15 protein-coding genes are annotated in these 22,266 nt (G+C 42.5%); 9 read left to right on the top strand and 6 right to left on the bottom strand.

Annotation, left to right across the window (positions count from 1 at the left end; translation table 11 throughout):
• Positions 1 to 225: 225 nt before the first annotated feature.
• The 3 genes from CDC37_RS23755 to CDC37_RS23745 all read right to left on the bottom strand — a co-directional run bounded on the left by CDC37_RS23755 (position 226) and on the right by CDC37_RS23745 (position 5,111).
• On the bottom strand, positions 226 to 2,025 hold the full coding sequence (locus tag CDC37_RS23755) for a ribonuclease J (protein ID WP_096626611.1): 1,800 nt from the start codon (positions 2,023 to 2,025) through the stop codon (positions 226 to 228).
• A gap of 399 nt (positions 2,026 to 2,424) precedes the next feature.
• On the bottom strand, positions 2,425 to 3,327 hold the full coding sequence (dapA, locus tag CDC37_RS23750) for a 4-hydroxy-tetrahydrodipicolinate synthase (RefSeq protein WP_096625735.1): 903 nt from the start codon (positions 3,325 to 3,327) through the stop codon (positions 2,425 to 2,427).
• Positions 3,328 to 4,067: 740 nt separating this feature from the next.
• The gene (locus CDC37_RS23745) at positions 4,068 to 5,111 is read right to left on the bottom strand and encodes an aspartate-semialdehyde dehydrogenase (protein ID WP_096625733.1); all 1,044 of its coding nucleotides are present in this window, start codon (positions 5,109 to 5,111) and stop codon (positions 4,068 to 4,070) included.
• Between the two features lie 1,257 nt (positions 5,112 to 6,368).
• On the opposite strand from CDC37_RS23745, the gene tig reads away from it, so the two are divergent.
• From tig to CDC37_RS23725, 4 genes are all read left to right on the top strand, one after another.
• Positions 6,369 to 7,766: a trigger factor gene (gene tig, locus CDC37_RS23740; RefSeq protein WP_096625731.1), complete on the top strand. Its 1,398-nt coding sequence runs from the start codon at positions 6,369 to 6,371 to the stop codon at positions 7,764 to 7,766.
• Between the two features lie 284 nt (positions 7,767 to 8,050).
• Positions 8,051 to 8,746 (top strand): ATP-dependent Clp endopeptidase proteolytic subunit ClpP, encoded by a 696-nt coding sequence (clpP, locus tag CDC37_RS23735; RefSeq protein WP_096625729.1) that lies wholly within the window; start codon positions 8,051 to 8,053, stop codon positions 8,744 to 8,746.
• Positions 8,747 to 8,755: 9 nt separating this feature from the next.
• On the top strand, positions 8,756 to 10,096 hold the full coding sequence (gene clpX, locus CDC37_RS23730) for an ATP-dependent protease ATP-binding subunit ClpX (protein ID WP_096625727.1): 1,341 nt from the start codon (positions 8,756 to 8,758) through the stop codon (positions 10,094 to 10,096).
• A 256-nt stretch (positions 10,097 to 10,352) separates the two neighbouring features.
• Positions 10,353 to 11,201 carry an alpha/beta fold hydrolase gene (locus CDC37_RS23725; protein WP_096625725.1) on the top strand — a complete coding sequence of 283 codons (849 nt, stop codon included), beginning with the start codon at positions 10,353 to 10,355 and terminating at the stop codon, positions 11,199 to 11,201.
• A 362-nt stretch (positions 11,202 to 11,563) separates the two neighbouring features.
• Here CDC37_RS23725 and CDC37_RS23720 read toward each other — a convergent pair whose 3' ends face one another.
• Entirely contained in the window at positions 11,564 to 12,550 is a 987-nt protein-coding gene (locus CDC37_RS23720) for a GntR family transcriptional regulator (RefSeq protein ID WP_096625723.1), read from the bottom strand.
• Between the two features lie 207 nt (positions 12,551 to 12,757).
• Here CDC37_RS23720 and CDC37_RS23715 point away from each other — a divergent pair, with 207 nt between their 5' ends.
• Both CDC37_RS23715 and CDC37_RS23710 read left to right on the top strand, forming a co-directional pair.
• Positions 12,758 to 13,504 carry a dienelactone hydrolase family protein gene (locus tag CDC37_RS23715; RefSeq protein WP_096625721.1) on the top strand — a complete coding sequence of 249 codons (747 nt, stop codon included), beginning with the start codon at positions 12,758 to 12,760 and terminating at the stop codon, positions 13,502 to 13,504.
• Between the two features lie 51 nt (positions 13,505 to 13,555).
• Positions 13,556 to 14,452, top strand: coding sequence for a S1 RNA-binding domain-containing protein (locus tag CDC37_RS23710; RefSeq protein WP_096625719.1), 897 nt, complete (start codon positions 13,556 to 13,558; stop codon positions 14,450 to 14,452).
• A gap of 683 nt (positions 14,453 to 15,135) precedes the next feature.
• Here the strand turns inward: CDC37_RS23710 and CDC37_RS23705 are convergent.
• A complete protein-coding gene (locus CDC37_RS23705; protein ID WP_172892821.1) occupies positions 15,136 to 15,927 on the bottom strand; it encodes an alpha/beta fold hydrolase in 792 nt (263 codons plus the stop codon).
• A gap of 384 nt (positions 15,928 to 16,311) precedes the next feature.
• Between CDC37_RS23705 and metG the strand changes: the two genes are divergently transcribed.
• The 3 genes from metG (at position 16,312) to lptC (ending at position 20,175) form a co-directional block, all read left to right on the top strand.
• On the top strand, positions 16,312 to 17,913 hold the full coding sequence (gene metG, locus CDC37_RS23700; protein WP_096625717.1) for a methionine--tRNA ligase: 1,602 nt from the start codon (positions 16,312 to 16,314) through the stop codon (positions 17,911 to 17,913).
• A 158-nt stretch (positions 17,914 to 18,071) separates the two neighbouring features.
• A complete protein-coding gene (locus CDC37_RS23695; RefSeq protein ID WP_096626607.1) occupies positions 18,072 to 18,701 on the top strand; it encodes a LabA-like NYN domain-containing protein in 630 nt (209 codons plus the stop codon).
• A 142-nt stretch (positions 18,702 to 18,843) separates the two neighbouring features.
• On the top strand, positions 18,844 to 20,175 hold the full coding sequence (gene lptC, locus CDC37_RS23690; protein WP_231943161.1) for an LPS export ABC transporter periplasmic protein LptC: 1,332 nt from the start codon (positions 18,844 to 18,846) through the stop codon (positions 20,173 to 20,175).
• Between the two features lie 340 nt (positions 20,176 to 20,515).
• On the opposite strand, the gene CDC37_RS23685 is transcribed toward lptC, so the two are convergent.
• Complete coding sequence (locus CDC37_RS23685) at positions 20,516 to 21,838, bottom strand: D-alanyl-D-alanine carboxypeptidase (RefSeq protein ID WP_096625715.1); 1,323 nt, start codon at positions 21,836 to 21,838, stop codon at positions 20,516 to 20,518.
• Positions 21,839 to 22,266 lie beyond the last annotated feature (428 nt).

Raw genomic sequence — 22,266 nt, 5'->3', positions numbered from 1 at the left:
ATTGATTCACAGGGATTGTAGCGTTTAAAATCCGTCAAATTCACGTTAAATGAATTGCGATCGCCAAAATCTGATTTAGGGGTTAAAACTACTCCCTACCCTCACGCTTCAGACTTTTTCCGCAGACCCGAAATAAAAGTCTAAATTACAGGATTACCAAATCAAACAAGACCAAAAAGGCGTTCTCAGGAACGCCTGATATTTTTGGTCAACTCCAAAATAAAGTTAGGATGCGACCTGTTGTGCAGCAGTCCGTGTCCGTCTGCGTCTACCGTCATTCACGGTAGTCGTCGCTGCTACCTTTACCGTTGTTGTTGGTGCTTCTTCTGGTACTTGCAATAAGAGGGTGACTGTTGCTTGACATTGCAACTCACGACGCAAAGAGCGGGCTAAATCCTTTTCGATCAAGGTTTGCAATCCAACCCAATCAACTTCCGGTTTATTATCAATTGTTTGGGCAAATTCACCCCAGCGATTATTCAGGATATCCTCGACTTTCTGTTTCACCCAGTTTTGTAAGATCGATTTTTCCATGCTGGTGACGACACCACGCATATGCAATTCGGGACGGGCTAATAGTTTACCTTGCCAACCAACAGCTGCGGCAATGGTAACTAACCCTTCTTCCGCCATTTTCTGCCGTTCTTCTAGAACTTTGGCGCTGACCATACCCGAACTGGAGGTATCAACTAGTTCCAACCCAGCTTGAACTCTTCCAGCTACCCGAATCGATTCTTTGGTTAGCTCAATAATATCCCCATTATCAATAATTACTATATTCTCTTTGGGAACACCCATACTTTGGGCTGTTTGTGAATGTTTAACTAACATCCGATGTTCCCCATGCACGGGTACGAAAAATTTTGGTTTTGTCAATGCCAACATCAATTTCTGATCTTCTTGACAACCATGTCCGGATACATGTATGCCTTTATCTCGTCCATAAACGACATTCGCACCTTGCATAATCAATTTATCGATCACGTTCACTACCGCAATCGTATTACCGGGAATTGGATTCGCCGAGAAAACAACCGTATCCCCTTCACGAATACGTAAATGGGGATGTTCCCGATTGGCAATTCTAGTCATGGCTGCCATCGGCTCGCCCTGGGAACCTGTGGTTAAAATCAACACTTTCTCATCTGGTAAGTTCCGTAGGGTGTGGAGGGGTTGGAGTAGCTCGTCTGGACACTGGACGTAACCTAAATTTCGAGCATGGGCTATCAAATTTAACATCGATCGCCCGACCACGCTCACAACACGATTATATTTCTGTGCCAGTTGCAATACGATGTTGATCCGATGAATACTCGACGCGAAGGTGGTTATAAACATTCGTCCCGTTGTCTGGGCAAATACGCGGTCGAGGTTGGGATAAACTGACCGTTCGGAAGGTGTAAATCCTGGTACTTCTGAATTAGTAGAATCACTTAATAAACACAGCACTCCTTTTTCGCCGTGTTCGGCTAGGCGTTGAATATCAAATCTTTCCCCGTCAACGGGTGTGTGGTCAAATTTAAAGTCTCCTGTATGCACAACTACACCCAATGGTGTGTGAATTGCCACCGTAAAACTGTCCGCCATTGAATGGGTGTTGCGAATATATTCTACTAGGAAATGTTTGCCAATCCGCACCATGTCACGGGGTTTGACACTGCGCAATTCTGTGCGATCGCGAACTCCGGCTTCTTCTAGTTTGCCTTCTAGCATTGCCATTGCTAGTCTTGGTCCATAAATCACCGGAATCTCAAATTGCTTGAGATGGAAGGCAATCCCACCTATATGGTCTTCATGTCCGTGGGTGACAATCATCCCTTTGATTTTGTGACGGTTCTCCCGCACATAGGTCATGTCTGGCAAAACAATATTTACACCGTGCATCCCGTCACCGGGAAAGCCTAATCCTGCGTCTAACAAGACCATCTCATCTTCGTATTCAAATACACAGGTATTTTTGCCAATCTCATGCAGACCGCCCAAAGGAATAATTTTGAGGGCGGCCAAATTATTGTTCTTAGCCATTTGCTCCTTAGTTGTAACTTTAATTATGTTTTCGATATTTGTTGCTTTTGATACTGAAAATTTACTAATTTTAAATTTTTGAGAATCAATTAGAACCAAAAATATTTACTGCTGATTCAGCTTTGATTGCTTTAGCTCTGAGGAAGAGATTGCAAAAATTACATCTAGTTTTTGCTAGATTTTGCCAATTAGCTAGTCACAAATAAGTTTTCAGCTTATCTGCAATTTGTCTGGTGATCAATAGTTCCAAGATTTCAATTCAAATATGTTTAATACTCTCGATACTTTATGTTTTCATAAAATCAGTAATAACACGGTTTTCAGAGACTTAAATTTAGTTATATTCACGCACATTATAATATGTATTTTTGACAACCTTTGGCTTGATTTTATTTTCCATTAAACTATTTGCAATTCTAATAAACCTAACTCATTCATAATGGTTTGTAAATTCTGCCTTAATTCTGGGCTGTTGTCCATCATTAAAGGTAGGCGCAGAGAACCAACTTGCCAACCTTGCAAATTCAAGGCTAATTTGAGCGGAATCGGATTTGTTGTCATAAACAACGCTTTAAACAGGGGAAATAAACGCAAATGAATCGATGTTGCTTGACTCACATCACCTGACCGATAAGCCTGTATCATCGCCTGCAACTGATTACCAACTAAGTGGGATGCCACACTGACTACACCCTTGGCTCCTAGGGACAACATTGGTAGGGTGAGGGAATCATCTCCAGAGTAAATTTGAAACTCCGGTGGTGTCAAGCGACTAATTTCACTTACTTGATCGATATTTCCGCTCGCCTCTTTGATTCCAATGATATTCGATATTTCTGCTAATCTGGCAACCGTTAGGGCACTTAAATTTTGTCCTGTTCGTCCCGGAACGTTATACAAAAGCACTGGTAGTTCTGGTTCCGCAGCCGCGATCGCTTGAAAGTGTCGATACAATCCTTCCTGGGGAGGCTTATTGTAATAGGGTACCACATGTAAAACACCATGCACTCCTATTTTAGCTGCTTTTTGGGTGGCGGCGATCGCTTCGTTGGTAGAATTAGAACCACATCCTGCCATCACTTTAGCATGTTTTCCCACTGCTTCCAGGACAACGGAGAACAATTGGTATTCTTCGTCCCAGGTTAAAGTCGGTGATTCCCCGGTTGTACCACAGACAACCACCGTATCTGTGCCGTGGTTCACCAAATACTGAGCGAGTTTGGCAGCACAGTCATAATTGACACTACCATCTTCACGAAATGGTGTAATCATCGCCGTTAATATACTTCCAAAGTCTACCACCCTTTGTCTACTCCCTTTTGCCAATTAATTATGATTTATTTGTAGGGCTTGCATACTCGTCACATGGTGACAAATAAATGCGTTTTTTGGGAAATTATTCTATCTTCCCCTAGTGTTTGCAATCGATACTATGTGCGTCAATCCTGATTGGATCAATGTATTTTTCGATGATATTATTCTCCCTTCAAAATCCAAGTTTAATGCTTTATTGGCCCATTTTTCCCAATCACTAAAAATCAGAAGTCATTACCCCATAAATTACGTCGCTTCCCCAGCTTAATTAAACATGAAAATATCTCAAACTCATAGTGGATAAATAACACTGGCTGATGTTGTCGCTCAAACTTAAGACTATAAAATACCCCTATGTACTAGTCAAGGATAAAAATATATAAACATAATGATGTATGTAAGCGTCATTACCCTATAACCATTCGGGATTACCCGAACTGACTGTTTTACCGATAGAAAAGTCGGATTGGATCCGTGCAGCTTGATTGCCGGAAACTTCTCACTACTTATATGGATTGGTAAACCCTTGTCATGTGTAGGTTTTATCTTTTCGTCTGTCGCCTTCTGTTTGCAAATTGGTATTAATTACTTTCAAAGTCCTTTCCAGAAACCCAGGAAGTCGTCTTGCGGAGCTATGGGTCTGTGAGTTAGGATGTATAATATCCTCAGCGCTGTTTCCTGATACCCTGACAAGGGAATTGCTTGCGGGATTGAGCTAGCGATGCTTTTCATGCATTAAGAGTCGCGATCGCTGGTTTGAGCCAATGATTTTCCACCAGTAACTCAGCAATCTGTACAGCATTCAAGGCTGCACCCTTGCGAATTTGGTCTCCACACAGCCACAAATCCAAGCCGCAGGGATGGGAAAGGTCTTGGCGAATTCTCCCTACCAGAACTGGATCACGACCAGTTGCATCTATCGGCATGGGAAAGTAATTGGCTTGCCAGTCTTCCACTAATTCTACTCCTGGAGCTTGCGCAAGCACTTCCCTGGCTAAATCAGGACTAAAGGGTGTATCAAATTCTAAGTTAATTGCTTCCGAATGGGCCCGCAATACGGGAACCCGTACACAGGTGGCTGTGATCCGAATCTCCGGACTATCGAAAATTTTACGAGTTTCGTTCACCATTTTCATTTCCTCCTCACAATACCCAAACTCATTCAGGGGTGAGTTGTGGGGAAATAGGTTAAATGCCAGGGGATAGGGGAAAATTTCCGTTTGGGGTGATTTTCCCGCCAGAATATCCTGGGTTTGTAATTTCACCTCCTCCATCGCTTGCGCTCCCGCTCCACTGGCTGATTGGTAAGTTGCTGCCACAATCCGACGGATGGGTTGAATGCGATGAAGCGGGTAAGTTGCCAAACTCATCAAAATGGTTGTGCAGTTGGGATTGGCGATGATACCTTGATGGATGGCTGCTGCGTGGGGATTGACTTCTGGAACAACTAGGGGTACTTCTGGGTGCATCCGAAATGCGCTGGAATTGTCAATGACGACTGCTCCTGCTGCTACTGCTGCTGGTGCTAGAGCTTTGGATGTGGAACCTCCGGCACTAGCTAGTACTAAATCAATTCCCTGGAAGGATTGGGTATCTGCTGGCTCGACGGGGATTGGTTCGCCTTTAAAAGGTAGCATGACTCCAGCACTGCGGGGTGATGCTAATAATTTTAGTTGCGCAAGGGGGAAATTACGAGTTTCTAGTAATGCTAACAGTTCTCTACCGACTGCACCCGTAGCACCCAAGATTGCTACGCTATAGGATTTTGGCAAAGTTTTTTCCTCCTGTTTATTTTTAGGTGCTGTGTTTAGTATTAAGGGTTATGTTTTAGGTTAGTTGAGTTCTCTTTGCTGAGAAGAATATCGATGTTCTTTGTTTGTAACTAAATAAATATAATAAATATAAAGTCAAATAAAAGTTAAGTTTAGATGTTAAACAAAAATTACAAATCATTTAAAAATATTTTGATAAAGCTAATTTCATATTTCATGGGATACTGCAACGAATTTGCTGCGGATTCAGGGAGACTTCAGTTAATCATGGGTATCGCAGACTGCTTTGATTGGCTTTTGTCTGGGTTATGGAAATTTGGCTTGTCAGTATCATCAATAATATACCAAATATCTTCTACGGTATCAGAATCAATTTTCGTTCCATCTAATTATGTTAGTGTATTTTTACGATATCAGAATCAATTTTCGTTCCATCTAATTAGGTTAGTGTATACTTATTCCCTAAGTCTAAGTCGAGATGGAAAATGATTGCTTTGAAGTCAACAAGCCCTGCACAACTATATAACCTATATAACCGACTTACAGTTAGGTCAGGTTTTTGGCCATCGCCAGCTAAAATTTAGATTAGCAGATTTTTCCTCTATAATCACGATTACCGATTTTATCCTAAAATCTGCTCCTGCGAACAATTATTTCGCTTTCTTAGCATAACCTTGTGTGATCTAACCATGACACAACTGGATTTGTGCCGATGCTCAAGCAGATGAAACTAAAAGCTATTTCCCGAAAACTTTTAGGGAGTGGGGAGTAGGGAATAGTGGGAAAAACAATTCGTTGTCATCCGTGATTCACCTTTGTTCCTCAGTTCTTTGCGTAGCCAGCTTTTTGTGCGCAGTTGACAAACTCCGGTGCAAGTAGCGCGTCTAGGTCAAAATGCAGGAATTGTGATGCGATCGCGATCGCGAAACCAAGGTGAAAATAATTTTATTCGGGAATATGGCATCATCAATGGAGATTCGCAGTAAACTTAACTGTTGCATGTGCAGCGCATGGCCGCAACTGCAAGAAATATGCTGATACTGGAGAAACCAGACAGAATGCAGTTGGCATGACAAAGCTCTGACAACCTGTATTTCTCACAAATTCCTCAAACCTACAGGGAGTAGGGAGTAGAAGGAAAATTCATCCGTCACTCAAGACTTATAACTTAACTTGTGAGAAATCCGGGATCACTCTTTCGCGATCGCGACTGTTGCACCTACATTGTTTGAATTATTTTATTTATCGAGACCTAGTATGAAAGTTACCCAGGAAAAACTTCCCGCAAGCCAAATCGGTCTAGAAATAGAGATTGCCTCAGAAACCACCAAAAAAACCTACGAACAAGTTGTACAAAATTTAGCGCGTACCGCTAATATTCCTGGGTTTCGTAAAGGCAAAGTCCCCCGTCCGATTTTACTTCAGCGTTTAGGAATGACGCGGATCAAGGCTGCTGCGCTGGAGGAAATAATTCAGGATGGAATTACAAAAGCACTGGAGCAAGAAAAAATTCCGGCTATTGGTCAACCCCGTTTACGCTCGTCTTTTGATGATTTAATCGCCAATTATGAGCCTGGTAAACCCTTAACTTTTGCCGCAGCAGTGGATGTGGAGCCAGAAATTCATCTCAAACAGTATACGGGTTTGACTGTACAAGCAGAGGAAGTCAAATACAATCCCGAAAAAGTGGATGAAGTTCTGGAAAAAGAACGGATGATGATGGCGAACCTGGTTCCTGTGGAGGGAAGACCATGTCAGCTAGGGGATGTTGCTGTGGTTGATTTTAAAGGGGTATTTGTGAAAGCTGAAGGGGAAGAGGAACCCATACCCGGAGGAGAAGCCAACGATTTTCAGATCGAATTACAAGAAGATAAATTTATCCCTGGATTTATTTCGGGAATGGTGGGAATGAATCTGGGAGAAACCAAGGAAATTACTGCCCAATTTCCCGACCCCTATCCCAATGAAGAATTAGCTGGTAAACCTGCCAAATTTACCGTCACCTTAAAAGACCTCAAAGCCAAAGAATTACCGCCCTATAACGATGATTTTGCTCAAGAAGTAAGCGATAAAAAAACAATGGCGGAATTACGCCAGTCCCTAGAAGAGAAATTTCAACAGGAGGCTAGCGATCGCACAAAATCGAACCAACAGGAAGCATTATTAACGGAATTAATCAAACACGTCGAAATCGATTTACCCGAAACCCTCATCGATAAAGAAATCGATGCAATGCTCACCCAAACTGCCATTCGTTTATCCCAACAGGGACTAGATATCAAAAAATTCTTTACACCCGACGTGATTCCCCAACTTCGAGAACGCTCTCGCGCTGAAGCGTGCGATCGCATTAAGCGTTCCCTCACACTCCGAGAAATCGGCAAACGGGAATCCCTCACAACTACCCCGGAGGAAATTCAACAACGCCTTCAGGAAATACTCGCAGAATACGGTGACGAAGATATCGATTTAGAACGTCTCCAAAGCGTCGTCGAAAACGACCTACTCACGGAAAAAATCCTCGACTGGCTCCTCAGTCAATCCCATGTTGAATTAGTTCCAGAAGGCACATTAAGTAAACCAGAAACAGATGTCACGGAAACCGATGTAGTGGAAGTAGTGGAAACTGAAACCAGTGAATCTACTGAGTCATAAGGCGGTCGATGATTTCCAACTACTGGATGGCAAATCATTTTCCCCGATAGCCTTTGAAGCTAGCAAATTATATTTTTAAAATCCATGCTAGCCTCATCATTCTTTAAATAATCTTAAATAAATCGTCGCCAATATTACCCCTATCGGTTGTTAATCTGGTTAGACGAGAAAAAATTAGATAAGGCATAATAGTCTATGAAGCCAGGGAGAAAAATCATCCTGGTATGGGCGGTATCACCGCAGCCAAATCGACACACTCTCGTAAATAACCCTCAGATATTGGTATGTTTGTATCGCAGTCGGGAAATTACCCACTCAACAGTATCGCCTATGCTCCCATCACCTCGCAGTTAGCACCTGCGAACATCGTTCCAATGGTTGTCGAACAATCAGGAACCGGGGAAAGAGCCTTTGATATTTATTCTCGTTTATTACGGGAACGAATTATTTTCCTAGGAAGCCAGGTAGATGACAATATCGCCAATTCGATTGTGGCTCAATTGCTATTCCTAGATGCCGATGACTCGGAAAAAGACATCCAGTTGTATATCAACTCTCCTGGAGGTTCCGTCACCGCAGGCATGGCTATTTATGATACGATCCAGCAAATTCGTCCCGATGTTGTTACCATATGTTTTGGATTAGCAGCTAGCATGGGAGCGTTTCTGTTAGCCGCAGGAACCCCCGGTAAACGCATGTCCCTACCCGATTCACGGATTATGATTCACCAACCCCTTGGTGGAGCTCAAGGTCAAGCCGTTGATATTGAAATTCAAGCAAAAGAAATTCTGTATCATAAATCCAAGCTGAATCAGTTGCTAGCAAAACACACAGGACAACCCCTAGAAAGAATCGAAGCCGATACTGAACGCGACTTTTTCATGTCGGCAGAAGAAGCAAAAGCCTATGGCTTGATTGATCAGGTCATCACACGTCAAGAAGTTCCCACTAAACGGGAAAATGTCACCATTGTCAAATAAGAGGCTGGTATGTCTAAGTACGACTCCCATTTAAAATGTTCGTTTTGTGGCAAGTCTCAGGAGCAGGTGCGCAAATTAATCGCGGGACCGGGAGTCTACATTTGCGATGAATGCGTCGATCTGTGTAATGAAATTCTCGATGAAGAATTATTAGATACAAACGGGGCTACAGCGCAATCCGCACCTCGTTCTGAACCTGCGCAAAAGCGTCGTACCCGGTCTACCAGTTTTTCGTTTAATCAAATCCCTAAACCCCGAGAAATTAAAAAGTATCTGGACGAACATGTCATCGGTCAGGACGAGGCGAAAAAAGTTCTCTCGGTGGCAGTTTACAACCACTACAAACGTCTGTCTCTAATTCATGCTAAAAATACTGGTAAAGCAGGGACAGAGGATGGGGTTGAACTACAAAAGTCAAATATTCTCTTGATTGGACCTACTGGTTGTGGGAAAACGCTTTTAGCCCAGACCCTAGCCAAAATCCTCGATGTACCCTTTGCAGTTGCCGATGCAACCACCCTCACGGAAGCTGGCTATGTTGGCGAGGATGTGGAGAATATTTTATTAAGGCTGTTACAGGTAGCTGATTTAGATGTAGAAGAAGCCCAACGGGGAATTATCTATATCGATGAAATCGACAAAATTGCTCGTAAGAGTGAAAATCCTTCGATTACTCGCGACGTTTCTGGGGAAGGTGTGCAACAAGCCTTACTGAAGATGTTGGAAGGAACAATCGCCAATGTACCTCCCCAAGGTGGACGGAAACACCCCTATCAAGACTGTATCCAAATTGACACCAGTAATATTTTATTTATTTGTGGTGGTGCTTTTGTGGGTTTGGAAAAGGTCGTTGAACAGCGGATTGGGAAAAAGACGATTGGTTTTGTTCAGCCCGGAGAAGGACAATCGAAGGAAAAACGCATTGCGGATACCTTGCATCATTTGGAACCCAATGACTTAGTAAAATTTGGGATGATTCCGGAGTTTATTGGTCGGGTACCAATGGTGGCAGTTGTTGACCCCCTCGATGAGGAAGCCCTAATTGAAATCTTGACCCAACCCCGTAGCGCTTTGATTAAGCAATATCAAAAGCTACTAAATATGGATAATGTCCAACTAGACTTCAAACCCGATGCATTACGGGCGATCGCCCAGGAAGCATATCGTCGCAAAACTGGAGCCAGGGCATTGCGGGGAATTGTGGAGGAGTTGATGTTGGATGTGATGTATGAGTTACCTTCCCGTAAGGATGTATCCCGTTGTGTGGTGACTAGAGAAATGGTTGAAAAGCGTTCCACGGCGGAGTTATTAGTACATCCTTCCTCTTTACCCAAGCCGGAATCAGCTTAAAGAATTAAGGAGACAGCATGTCAGGTAAATCGAAAAATTAGCTAGTACAGGGAGGCAGAAATCAATTTGTTGAAAATGGCTGAAAAGCTTTTATATTCGTGATGATTTCGTTTGCCTTTTGACTTTGTGCTAAGTTTTGGACTAGATGTTTGATCTGGGTATGTCGTGCAAAATTTATTCGAGAATTTTGCACATGACATTTCTCGAATGCTAAAATCTGCCAGAATGGGGATATAGATTCAGGAAAAATTCCCCGATGGCAGAAGTTGTTGTACGTGGAGTTACACACTATTACGAATGGATCAAAAACCCTGCTGGTGAAGATAGCAAACCAGTGATGGTGTTTATTCATGGTTGGGGTGGGTCATCACGGTATTGGCGGAAAATAGCCACTGCTTTGAGTGGAGATTTTGATTGTTTGCTGTACGATTTACGGGGATTTGGACGTTCTCCAGCAATAGCGATCGCACCTCACCAAATCTTACCGAGTTACGATTTAAGTGAATATGCCCACGATTTGGCGATTTTACTGGATAGTTTAAATATTACTTCCCAACCTGTATATATTCATGCCCATTCAATGGGAGCTGCCATTGGTACATTATTTTTATCCTACTATCCTGAACGTGTGGAGAAAGGAATTTTAGTGTGTAGTGGTGTGTTTGAGTACGACGAAAAAGCCTTTGCAGCCTTTTATCGCTTTGGTGGTTACGTCGTCAAATTTCGTCCCCAATGGTTAAAGAATCTCCCCTTTGTAGACCAAGTTTTTATGGCTCGATTTTTACACCGTCCCATCTCTCCACCGGAACGGAAGGAATTTTTGGAGGATTTTTTGCTCGCCGATGAAAATGCCGCTTTAGGAACAATTTTTACCTCTGTGAGTAAGTATCAAGCGGAGGTGATTCCCCAGAAATTTATCGAATTACGGACACCCACTTTGTTAATCTCTGGACAATATGACAAAATTATCCCCGCAACTTTAGCTCAACAAGCTGTTAAACTCAATCCCCAACTGCAATTAGCCATTATTCCCCAAACGGGTCATTTCCCCATGTTGGAAGCGCAACAGGATTACTTACAAGTGGTTCGGGATTTTATTTTCTAATCGGGAGTAGGGAGTATAACATGTCTTAATTAACGTGAGTTCGATGAGTTATAAAGCCTGAAACTCTTGTCCAGTACCATTCGTAGAAAATAGAAGTTTCTAAAAACCTCCGAGTATAATGTTGAGAATAAAATCATTAAACCTGGAATCAGTCAGTTATTGACTTTGTTCTCAACTAATGGATGAGGTTACTTTAAACCTTAACTTTCAAAATCCTTGATTCACAAGGATTATAGCGTTTATATATAATTCGTCGAATTCACCTTAATTAGGGTTGGAAGTATCAATACCATATTTAAAATCTCCTCATCCTAATCCCAACAATTAGGGTTGGAAGTATCAATACCATATTTAAAATCTCCTCATCCTAATCCCAACTCACGCTTGAGTAAATTAATGGATTTTTCACCGATATAATTATCACAACGCGCTAATTTCGGTGGACGGATTAGGTCATCGGCTAACATTTGTACAGCTGCTTGCACCGCATTGTGACTTGGTTGATCTGTACAAAAAATGATTTGCGCTCGTTTGACAATTGCATGGAGTTTGTAGGTGTCCTTGGGTTGAGCCGTCATCACTAGCAACTCATCACCTCTAATACCATGTAAAATCACCTCTGTCGCCCGTAAAATCCCGGAACTAAGACTGACAATACCGATACAACTATCTTTACTAAGACTTTTAACCATATTTAGTTCTTTGGCATAGTCATGGATATCGAGGGGAATCACACGTACTGACTTTGGAGCTGCAATTAATTCTACTTCGGCGATAAAATACCGACTTGTCACCACTGTTGCGGATGTGGTTTGTTCCAATACGATACCTAATTCTTCCGTTGCCACTAATTGTACGGGAATTCTCAGTGCTTGTTCCAGTTCATCCACCATTAATTCTCCCGCACCGATATCTTGGCTGGGAACAGCCACGAGAACTCTTGCACTACAACGTAATCGCCAATCAACTTCGGCTAAAAATATTTCCCTGGCTTGATTGAGGGAGCAACCTTGGGAAAGTAGGTCATCCAGGGCAGTACGGACGACCTTGTAGGCTTCCGGATGTTCTGCAAGAATAGGCGATCGCAGTCTGCTCCCACCTTCATGACCTTGCGCACGCACATAGATTCCTGAACCAGCTAAACTTTCGACAAAGCCGTCTTCTTCCAGCTGGCGGTAGACTTTACTGATAGTATTACGATGTAACCCCGTCTGCATTGCTAACGCTCGTGTACTAGGTAATTTATATCCCGGTGGATACTGACGCGAAGCGATCGCAAATCGAATTTGATTAAACAGCTGGGTGGACGCAGGTATTTCACTGTCCGGTTGAATGCGGAATTGGATCATCTCCAGACCTCCAATGTTGCTAATGATGGCATAAAACCAGCTGCCTAGTAATCTATTTGTCAAATATTTTATTTATACATGGAAATATGAAAAGGCAAAAATGCGAATGCAATTTCTGCCGTCAACCGATATCCTGGTCAATGGAATTCCATCGTTATTGACATTACAAAACATCACACCTGGCAGAGGATACTGGTAAAAACTATTATGACAGACAGTGTAATCGATACTCGAACAGTTGACATCACCAATGGCGAATTAAAAATTTCCGCCTATTTAGCCCAGCCTCATGCACCGGGAACCTATCCCGCCATCGTAGTATTACAGGAAATATTTGGTGTTAATCAGCACATTCAGCAAGTAACAGAACGCATTGCCCGTGCTGGCTATGTGGCGATCGCTCCCAGTTTATTCCAACGTCAAGCACCAGGTTTTGCCACGGGTTATACACCTGCGGATGTGGAAATTGGTCGGAAATACGCATGGGAGCAAACTACAGCAGAGGAATTACTCAGTGATATTCAAGCTACGATTGATTATTTAAACATGTTACCAACGGTTAAAGCTGGAAAAATTGGTTGTATCGGCTTTTGTTTTGGTGGCCATGTGGCTTTTTTGGCAGCTACTTTACCAGCAATTAAAGCCACAGCATCCTTCTATGGAGCGCGGATTACCACCGCAACTCCTGGGGGTGGGGAAGCAACCATTACCCGGACAGGACAAATTCAAGGGACAATCTACTTGTTTTTTGGCAACGAAGATGCCAGCATTCCCCCAGAGCAAGTCAATACAATTGAGGCAGAATTAACAAAAAATCACATATCCCATCGTGTCTTTCGCTACGATGGAGCAGACCACGGATTTTTCTGCGACCATCGGCCCAGTTATAATCCAGTAGCAGCTGCCGATGCTTGGGAACAAGTCCAGCAATTGTTTGCAACAACCCTTTCCTAGTTATCAGTATCAATTTACTGATAACTCCATTTTTACTTCAGTGCAGAAATTATGAATTCAAATGCAAAAACTCCTCAATCAGCACCGTTCACTATGGACGATTTTGTCAAAGCACTTGATGAACATGATTATCAGTTCCAACGCGGTCAGATAGTGCATGGCAAAGTATATCAAATTGACTCCGATGGTGCTTTTGTTGATATTGGTGGCAAATCCTCAGCGTTTGTTCCCCGTGACGAAATCTCCTTGAGGAGTGTAAATGATATTCATGAGGTAATTTCCCTCAATGATGAATTAGATTTTTTAATTATTCGTGACCAGGATTCCGATGGTCAAGTCACCCTGTCCCGCAAGCAGTTATTATTAAGGCAGGTTTGGGGTCGTTTAGCGACAATGCAAGAGAATTCCGAAAGCGTTGATGTGCGCGTCGTCAGCGTCAATAAGGGAGGTGTGACAGTGAATGTGGAAGGATTAAGGGGATTTGTACCGCGATCGCATTTGCTGGAACGAGAGAATTTGGAAGCTTTGGTGGGACAAAAACTAACGGTTGGTTTTTTGGAGGTTGACCGGGTTAATAAGCGAATTGTTCTGTCTCAGCGTTTAGCAACCCGTTCTGCAAGCTTTAGTAATTTGGAAATTGGTCAATTGGTAGAAGGGGAAATTACGGGGATTAAGCCATTCGGTCTATTTGTGGATATTGATGGGGTGAGTGCTTTACTCCATATTAAACAAGTCACCCAAAAGTTTATTGATAACCTGGAGACCGTCTTTCAAATCGGACAGAAAGTGAAGGCAATCATTATCGATTTAGAAGAGGGTCGGGGAAGAATTTCCCTTTCGACTAAGGTTTTGGAAAATTATCCTGGGGAAATCCTGGAAAACCGCGAAGAAGTGATGAATTCTGCTGCTGCTAGGGCTGAACGTATCCGGAAAACGGTGGAAAACTAGCTTTGGGAACAGAATACAGGAGGGATAAAGTTTGTGAGGGTAAGTTCCGATTTTACCTACTCCCTAATCCCTCCATATTTCCAGCTATCGTGAACCGACAACTATGGGACGAACACTTCACAACAGTGTTCGTCCCAATTGTCTGTGTAACCACGTATTTTAAAAAGTTGTCTTTAGCACTATTTCCGAAGAAATGCGGACGCATAGGTCGGAAATATTGTGGTACTTTACACTTTAGCGTTCCTCTGCTAATGCGGGTGGGGATGACCACCCCTTAGCACTTACTTAGTTTAACTCAGATTTTTCCAAGTGTCCCTATTTTTGTCATGGGGAAAACAATTTTTTGTGGATTTTCCTGGTTGGATGGGTAAATTTACGGGTTTTAGGGGACAGAATCCAGGAGATAAATAATTAAATTAATAGTAAAGATAAATTAATAGTAAAGATAAATTAATAGTAAAGACGCGGTATATCGCGTCTCTATATTTCACAAGGAATTGAGAAGATTATAGTCGCCAAAAGTGCTTTCCAAGCAGGTATGTCAGCCTGAAAAACCCGGTATTTGCGATTTTTTGGCTCTTGTGAACAAATAGTTGGCTGAAAACGATTCTACCCTCACGAAAAGACTTTTTCCACAGACCCTACTTACTCCCAAAAGCTCTCCCTATTCCCTGCGTTTCTGATTAATCATCCACAAAATCAGCCTGTTTGATAATCTCATACAGATTCACTTCATCTTCAATTAAACAAGCATGACCACTATTTGGTAATATACTGATAGAAGCATTTGGAAAAAGTTCGGTCAGTCTTTGAGCTTCAGCTATGGAAGGGAGAAGGCGATCGCCACCACTGGCTACTAATAGTATGGGTTTGTAGATACGTCGGAGTTGTTCTGGGGGAATGGAAAAATTACGCAGCATCTCAATCCGCCAAAAAACAGTTGGAGGTGGGATGTTATTGATCACTTGAAATAATAGGTCGCGATTTTCCGGTGGAATCCGTGGTAAGGACGCTAAAATCGAGATAAAACCCGTTGTGGTCAAACTATATACAAATGCTGGGATAAAGTTGGTGTACTGAGAAGCCCAATGTAACCAAGGACGCAGGTGGAAGGCGCTAGCAGGGTTGATGAGGATGATGCGGGTGAATAATTGGGGATTGCTGACCATAACTTGCATGGCTAAACAACCTCCAAAGGATTCTCCACACAAATAGATGGAACGGTGGGGGTTGGCTATGCGTTCCTGTTCTAGGAGTTCGATGACCTGTTTAGCTAGATATATCCATCCACTACGGTCTGTGACAGGAATCGATACACAACGAATTTCAAATTTAGATTCTAAAGCGGGAATTTGCGATCGCAGTAGTAATCCACTTCCATCCATCCCTGGTAAATAGATAAATAGGGGTCGGTTGGGGTCGTAGGGAGTGGACTGAAGAAATCTCAGTTGATTTGCGGGATTAAAGTTTACCATTCTCGCTGTAACTTTGACTGAAGGAATTTATTCATTTACCCACCTCAACTAAGTCATGGGGAAGTAATTGCGAAAAAAACTACATTCTTAGTCTAAAACTATGGAAAAATATTGGGGGGTTTGATTCAATCTCAATTTTGACAAATTATCGTCTCATTTTCGTTGGGAATCTTGATATTTCTTTAAAGGTTAAAATTGATTGACTACAAATAAATTCCATAAAGTTCATGGCGAGAACAAATAGTTCATAATTGATTCATTCAACAGGCGAGAACTTTGCTAGGATAAAAAAGCAACTTGAAAAACCCTTGTGAATGTTATATAATTACGTGGTTTTAATTAAAATGGACATAACAAACATAAAAAAAATCTATTAGAAATTGCATGGGTATTGTGAATCCGACTCGAACAACATTTGCACTGACTACACCTCTTTATTATGTCAATGGCTTACCCCATATCGGTAGTGCCTACACAACAATTGCTGCCGATGCGATCGCTCGCTTCAAACGTGCGTTAGGTCATCCGGTTTTATTCGTCACTGGAACCGATGAACATGGGCAAAAAATTGAGCGTACAGCCGCAGCCAAAGGACTAGAACCCCAGGCTTTTTGTGATCAAATTGTGCCCAATTTTCTCAAATTATGGGATGTACTCAATATTAAGTATGACCGATTTAGCCGCACCAGTGCCGAGCGCCATCAACAAATAGTGAATCAATTCTTTGAACGGGTATGGGCTAAGGGCGATATTTATCTCGGTCAACAGAAAGGTTGGTACTGTGTTTCCTGCGAAGAATTCAAAGAAGAGCGAGAATTGCTCCCAGGAAATCGCTGTCCGATTCACACTAATAAAGAGGTGGAATGGCGGGATGAGGAAAATTATTTTTTTCGCCTATCTAAATACCAAGACGATTTACTCAAATTGTATGCAGATAACCCCGATTTTATTCAACCCATTAGTCGTCGCAATGAGGTCTTGAATTTTGTCAAGCAAGGCTTACAGGATTTTTCCATTACCCGGGTCAACGTCAATTGCGGTTTTCCCATGCCAAAGGACCAAAAACATACTCTGTATGTTTGGTTTGACGCTTTACTAGCCTATATTACCGGGATGTTAGAACCCGATGATGAACCGACCCTGGAAAATGCGATAGCTAAATGGTATCCATTTAATTTACATCTGATTGGTAAAGATATTTTGCGTTTCCACGCCGTTTATTGGCCAGCCATGCTCATGTCCGCAGGGTTAGAACTCCCAGAAAAGGTCTTTGGTCACGGGTTTTTAACCAAAGATGGACAAAAAATGGGTAAAAGCAATGATAACACCATTGACCCCATTGATTTAGTCGAGCGTTATGGTGCCGATGCAGTTCGTTATTACTTCCTTAAGGAAATCGAATTTGGCAAAGATGGCGACTTTAATGAAATTAGGTTCATCAATGTTTTAAATGCAGATTTAGCCAACGATTTGGGCAATCTACTCAATCGTACCCTAAATATGGTGAAAAAATACTGTGGCGGCAAAATTCCCCCAGTCAAAAGTGCGGATATCGCGGATAGCCATCCCCTGAAAGCCATTGGAGCCAATTTAGCTCAAGAAGTAGAGAGCGCCTACAATGCACTTGCATTTAATCGTGCCTGTGAAGCCACCATGACCTTAGTCAGGGCTTGTAATAAATATATTGACGAACAAGCTCCGTGGACCTTATACAAGCAAGGAAACAGTGCTGCTGTTGGCGAAATATTATATGCAGTCCTAGAGTCGGTACGGTTAGCCGCCTACCTCCTAGCTCCAATTATCCCTAATATTAGCAATGATGTATATACCCAATTAGGATTTACGGTTAATTTTAACGACCAAAATACATTTACCCATATACCATTTGCTATTCATTCCCAGTGGGGACTTTTGAGCGACGCACAAATCTTGGGAGAACCAAAACCCATTTTTAAACGCATCGACACACCCTCACCAACCAACTAACAACTCAATAGTTACAATTTTACTTTTTCTATTTTGTTATTTTTTTCAGGGCTGAATTAATTTAGCTCTGAAAACAGATTACTAATTAGTAATTTTCCTAAATAAACCCTAGATAAGTATCTTTGATCACGATGATAACAAACGAGGCTATGACAGAAATGTTAAATAACCTGGAGAACGATTCGATCTTTACACCGGAGCAGGTGTTAGAGAATCGGGGTCGAGTCGCAATTTTTATAGATGGTTCCAATTTGTTTTATGCTGCCCTACAATTAGGAATTGAAATTGATTACACCAAATTACTATGTAGATTAACGGGTGGTTCGCGGCTGTTACGCGCATTTTTTTATACAGGTGTTGACCGTACTAACGAAAAACAGCAGGGTTTTTTGTTGTGGATGCGTCGCAATGGTTATCGAGTTATTGCTAAAGACTTGGTACAGCTACCAGATGGTTCCAAAAAAGCCAATTTAGATGTGGAAATTGCCGTGGATATGATGGCTTTGGTGGATTCCTACGATACGGCTGTATTGGTGAGTGGGGATGGGGATTTAGCCTATGCGGTGAATTCGGTCAGCTATCGGGGTGTGAGGGTTGAGGTGGTGAGTCTACGGTCGATGACGAGTGATAGTTTAATTAATGTTTCCGACCGTTATATTGACCTAGAAGCCGTTAAGGAAGACATTCAAAAAACTCCCCGTCAAAGTTATCCCTATCGACCCCTATCGGGGATGGATTTTTTGGAACAACCCAGTGATGCACCTAGTCATTTAGAAATCCCAGAGTAGGGAGTAAGCTGTTACACATTATAAGTTTGTATATTTAGGGTGTTGAGGTTGAATGCAACACTGTCAACGGTTAACAGTCAACAATCCCCTCGCTATTCATATTCAGTAAATAATGCATTGCCAATCCAACCAGGGGAAGAACATGCCAAAATTGATGCACGCACGGGGGAAAAACTCGTGCGTTTTCTGTGGGTATTTTTGCCAATATGGTCAACGAATCAACGTTGTATCACGATATGTGATTGCGATCGCCAAAAAATGGAGTGTAGCCATCACAAGGACTGTCGGATTATTGCACTTTGTAGGCAATGACAAGTTTGTAATTGGACATGATCGGAATCGGTATTGGCGATTATTGCCCATACTCTGTTTATGTTTATGGTTGATTGGCTGTAGCAGTCAAAATAGTACAGTTCAGCCAACACCAACACCGACCCGAACCAATACAGAAACTAGTTTGACCCTGTTTGATGGGGTTTTAGAAGGAGTGGACGAAGTTGGTAGAAGGATTTGGACAGTGAGTGCAAAACGGGGACGTTATAACCAAGAACGGGAAATTGGTATTTTAGATAACCCCTTCGGTGAACTTTATCAGGATGGAAAGGTTGTATATCAAGTGACAGCAGAGAAAGCTGATATTGAACAAAAAGGTAAGCAATTATTTTTAAGAGGTAAAATTGTAGCCACCGACCCCCGTAATGGTACGGTGTTGCGGGGGAATGAATTAGAATGGCGACCCCAGGAAGACTTGCTGTTGATGCGGAATCAACTGAATGGAACTCACCGACAAATGCGAGCGACTGCGCAGGAAGCTAGGGTGAGGACGAGGAAGGAGGAAGTGGATTTTTCCGGTGGAGTTGTGGCAACATCCGTTGACCCAAGCTTACAAATACGGACAGAACAATTAAAGTGGTTGATTAAGCAGGAAAAATTAATCGGCGATCGCCCGATGCAATTTGACCGTTACGAAAATAATCGGATTACCGACCGTGGTCGGGGGGATAGGGCTGATGTCAATTTAAATACTAAAATTGTCAATATCAGTAAAAATGCCCAAATCGAGTTGGCTAATCCAGCCATGCAAATTGTCAGTGACTCCATGAGTTGGAATTTACAAACGGAAACAGTAAATACAAATGCACCGGTAAATGCCTGGTATCGAACAGAAAACGTCAGAGCCAAAGCCGACCGGGGTTTATTTCGGATACCCCAGCGAACCGTGGTCATGACCGGGAATGCGAGTGCAGTGGGAGCAAAAGGACAAACATTGCGATCGCAAGAATTTACCTGGTTTCTCGACACTCAAATAGTCCAAGCAAGAGGAAATGTGGATTACCGACAACTAGAACCACCCATGACCTTTAAGGGTGATACCGCAAAAGGCAATCTCCAAACCCAAAATATTGTTGTCCAGGGGGGAGGAAGCAACGGTCGTGTCGTCACCGACATTATCCCCAATTTTCCAGGGAATTAGGAAATTATACTAATTTGCACAAAGAAGGCGACAGATGAATTTTGTCGAGACGTAGCATTGCTGCGTCTCATGTTAAATATGTGTTGCCAACATTTTTGGAATTGGTAATATCGATTCTCTTGTACTTTGCAATAAATGAAACTAGAATAATCAACGGTTACAGCCCCTGATATGTAGTCAGCATTATGCTATATCTAGGTTTCAAGCATTTTTGAGCATGTAGTGTATTTTCCTTCCCCTGTATGGGTTTGAAGCTGATTTCTGCCTCAAAAATGTTTAAGTGCCGATAGTCGATCAACCTCACATTCAAGTAATCCAAAATCCAAAATCCAAAATCCAATCATCCTCCGTAAACAATTTCATTCCGTTCATCACTACCGAGGATGGGAACTGGTTTTTTCCCGGAATGGGGAGCGATCGCATGGGGAGTTTGAGTGGGTTCCTGTAACTGTTTAACCAGTGCTTGTAAAAATTTATCCTGTTCTTGGCGGAAAGCCGGGATAAACGGACCACGGTTAATAATTGCAAACCAGACTAAACCGCGATCGCGGGTGGGTACAACCCCTGCGAGTGCGGAAACCTCCCGTAATGTCCCTGTTTTCATCACCGTCGCATTGGGTAATTTGCGTGCGTGCATTGTCCCCCTGTGGTCAAATCCAGCCGTTGGGAATAGATCGGCGACTGTGATACCATAGGGAGTAGCTTCCCGTTGTAGGGCCATTAACATGGCACAGGCTGCACGGGGAGAAATACGATTTTCCACCCCTAATCCGGAACCATTAATTAACAGAATCTCTCCTGGGGGAACATGGGCTAATTTAGCCGCTTCCGCTTGAACTGCCGTTGCTCCTCCTACTGCTTGCGCAAGCATTTCCGCCATCTCGTTATTACTAAATACGTTCATCTCGTTAATTAACTGTTTCAGGGGTAGGGAACGGTGACGAATTAGTAATTTTTGATTGGCGGGTTCTTGGGTTGCTAATTCCACTTTACCTGCGATCGCTACTTGGGGTTTAGGAGTACCTTTGGGCATAGTGGAGTAATGAATTTGCATTACCCTTGTCCATTTGCTGGAGTGGAAAACCTGTTTGAGAGCTTCCCCAGCAATGAGGGGATTGGTTTGAAAATTAATCGCAAAATTACCAGCAATTACCAAATTACCCTGGACTTGGCGGATACCCATACGGTTGAGTTTATTGGCGATTGTAATGGCATCTTGCCAAACAAACAAAGGATCACCACCAGCATTTACAACTAAATCACCCTTGAGGATACCATTTTCAATTGTTCCGGTGGTGCTGAAGGTGGTGGGGAACTCGTAATTCGCACCTAACTTATGTAAAGTTACCAAAGATGTGGCAATTTTAGTGAGGGATGCAGCAGGTAACGGCGTAGTTCCTTGATGATTTGCCATGAGCATTGGCCCTGACTGCATCCAAATCCCCTGACTTTGGAGAGTTTCCGGGGTGATTAGCTTTGATGTTGCCAATTCTTGGAAATATTTTTGTACAGTGGAAGCTCCAGTGGGATTGGGGTCGGGAGCAAGAACTAGACCAGGATTGTTTTGCCAAGCTAACGTTTCCCATAAATTCAATGGCTTAACTTGCACACCAGCCATTTCTAGCCAGATTGTCAACAAACCTGAGCCAAATAATTCCAGCATGTTTTCTCCTCAATCGGGTTGTAACTAGATTGTGTTTCTGCCACGGCGATGTGTTGTCAGCATCCGAACCCAAAGCATGTGTAATCATAGCGGTTGTTTACCAGATTTGGAAGTGGGTATTAGCACAAATTACTTATTTTCGCCTGGATATCACAGAAAATTTAATATTAGGAATTCGGGAGCAGGGATTGGTATTTATCAACAAAATCCAAAATTTCAAATCCAAAATCTAGAATCCCATTGGTTTCTCTCTTCGGCAATGGTAGATGTCAATCTGGAAAATAGGCTTGCGAAAATAAATCACAGAAATAAACCTCCCCAGTTAAACATTCCCCTTGTGCAGTGACGAATAACTTGTTAACGTAGTTACGGATAAAGAGGGATGTTGATGCCTGCGCAGTTCTTGCATACGCATCTGGTAAAATTTA

This window comes from Calothrix sp. NIES-3974 (assembly GCF_002368395.1).
In the GTDB taxonomy this organism is placed as follows: Bacteria; Cyanobacteriota; Cyanobacteriia; order Cyanobacteriales; family Nostocaceae; genus NIES-3974.
The sequence above is the reverse complement of the archived record's forward strand: the minus strand, read 5'-3'. Positions and strand labels throughout refer to the sequence as shown.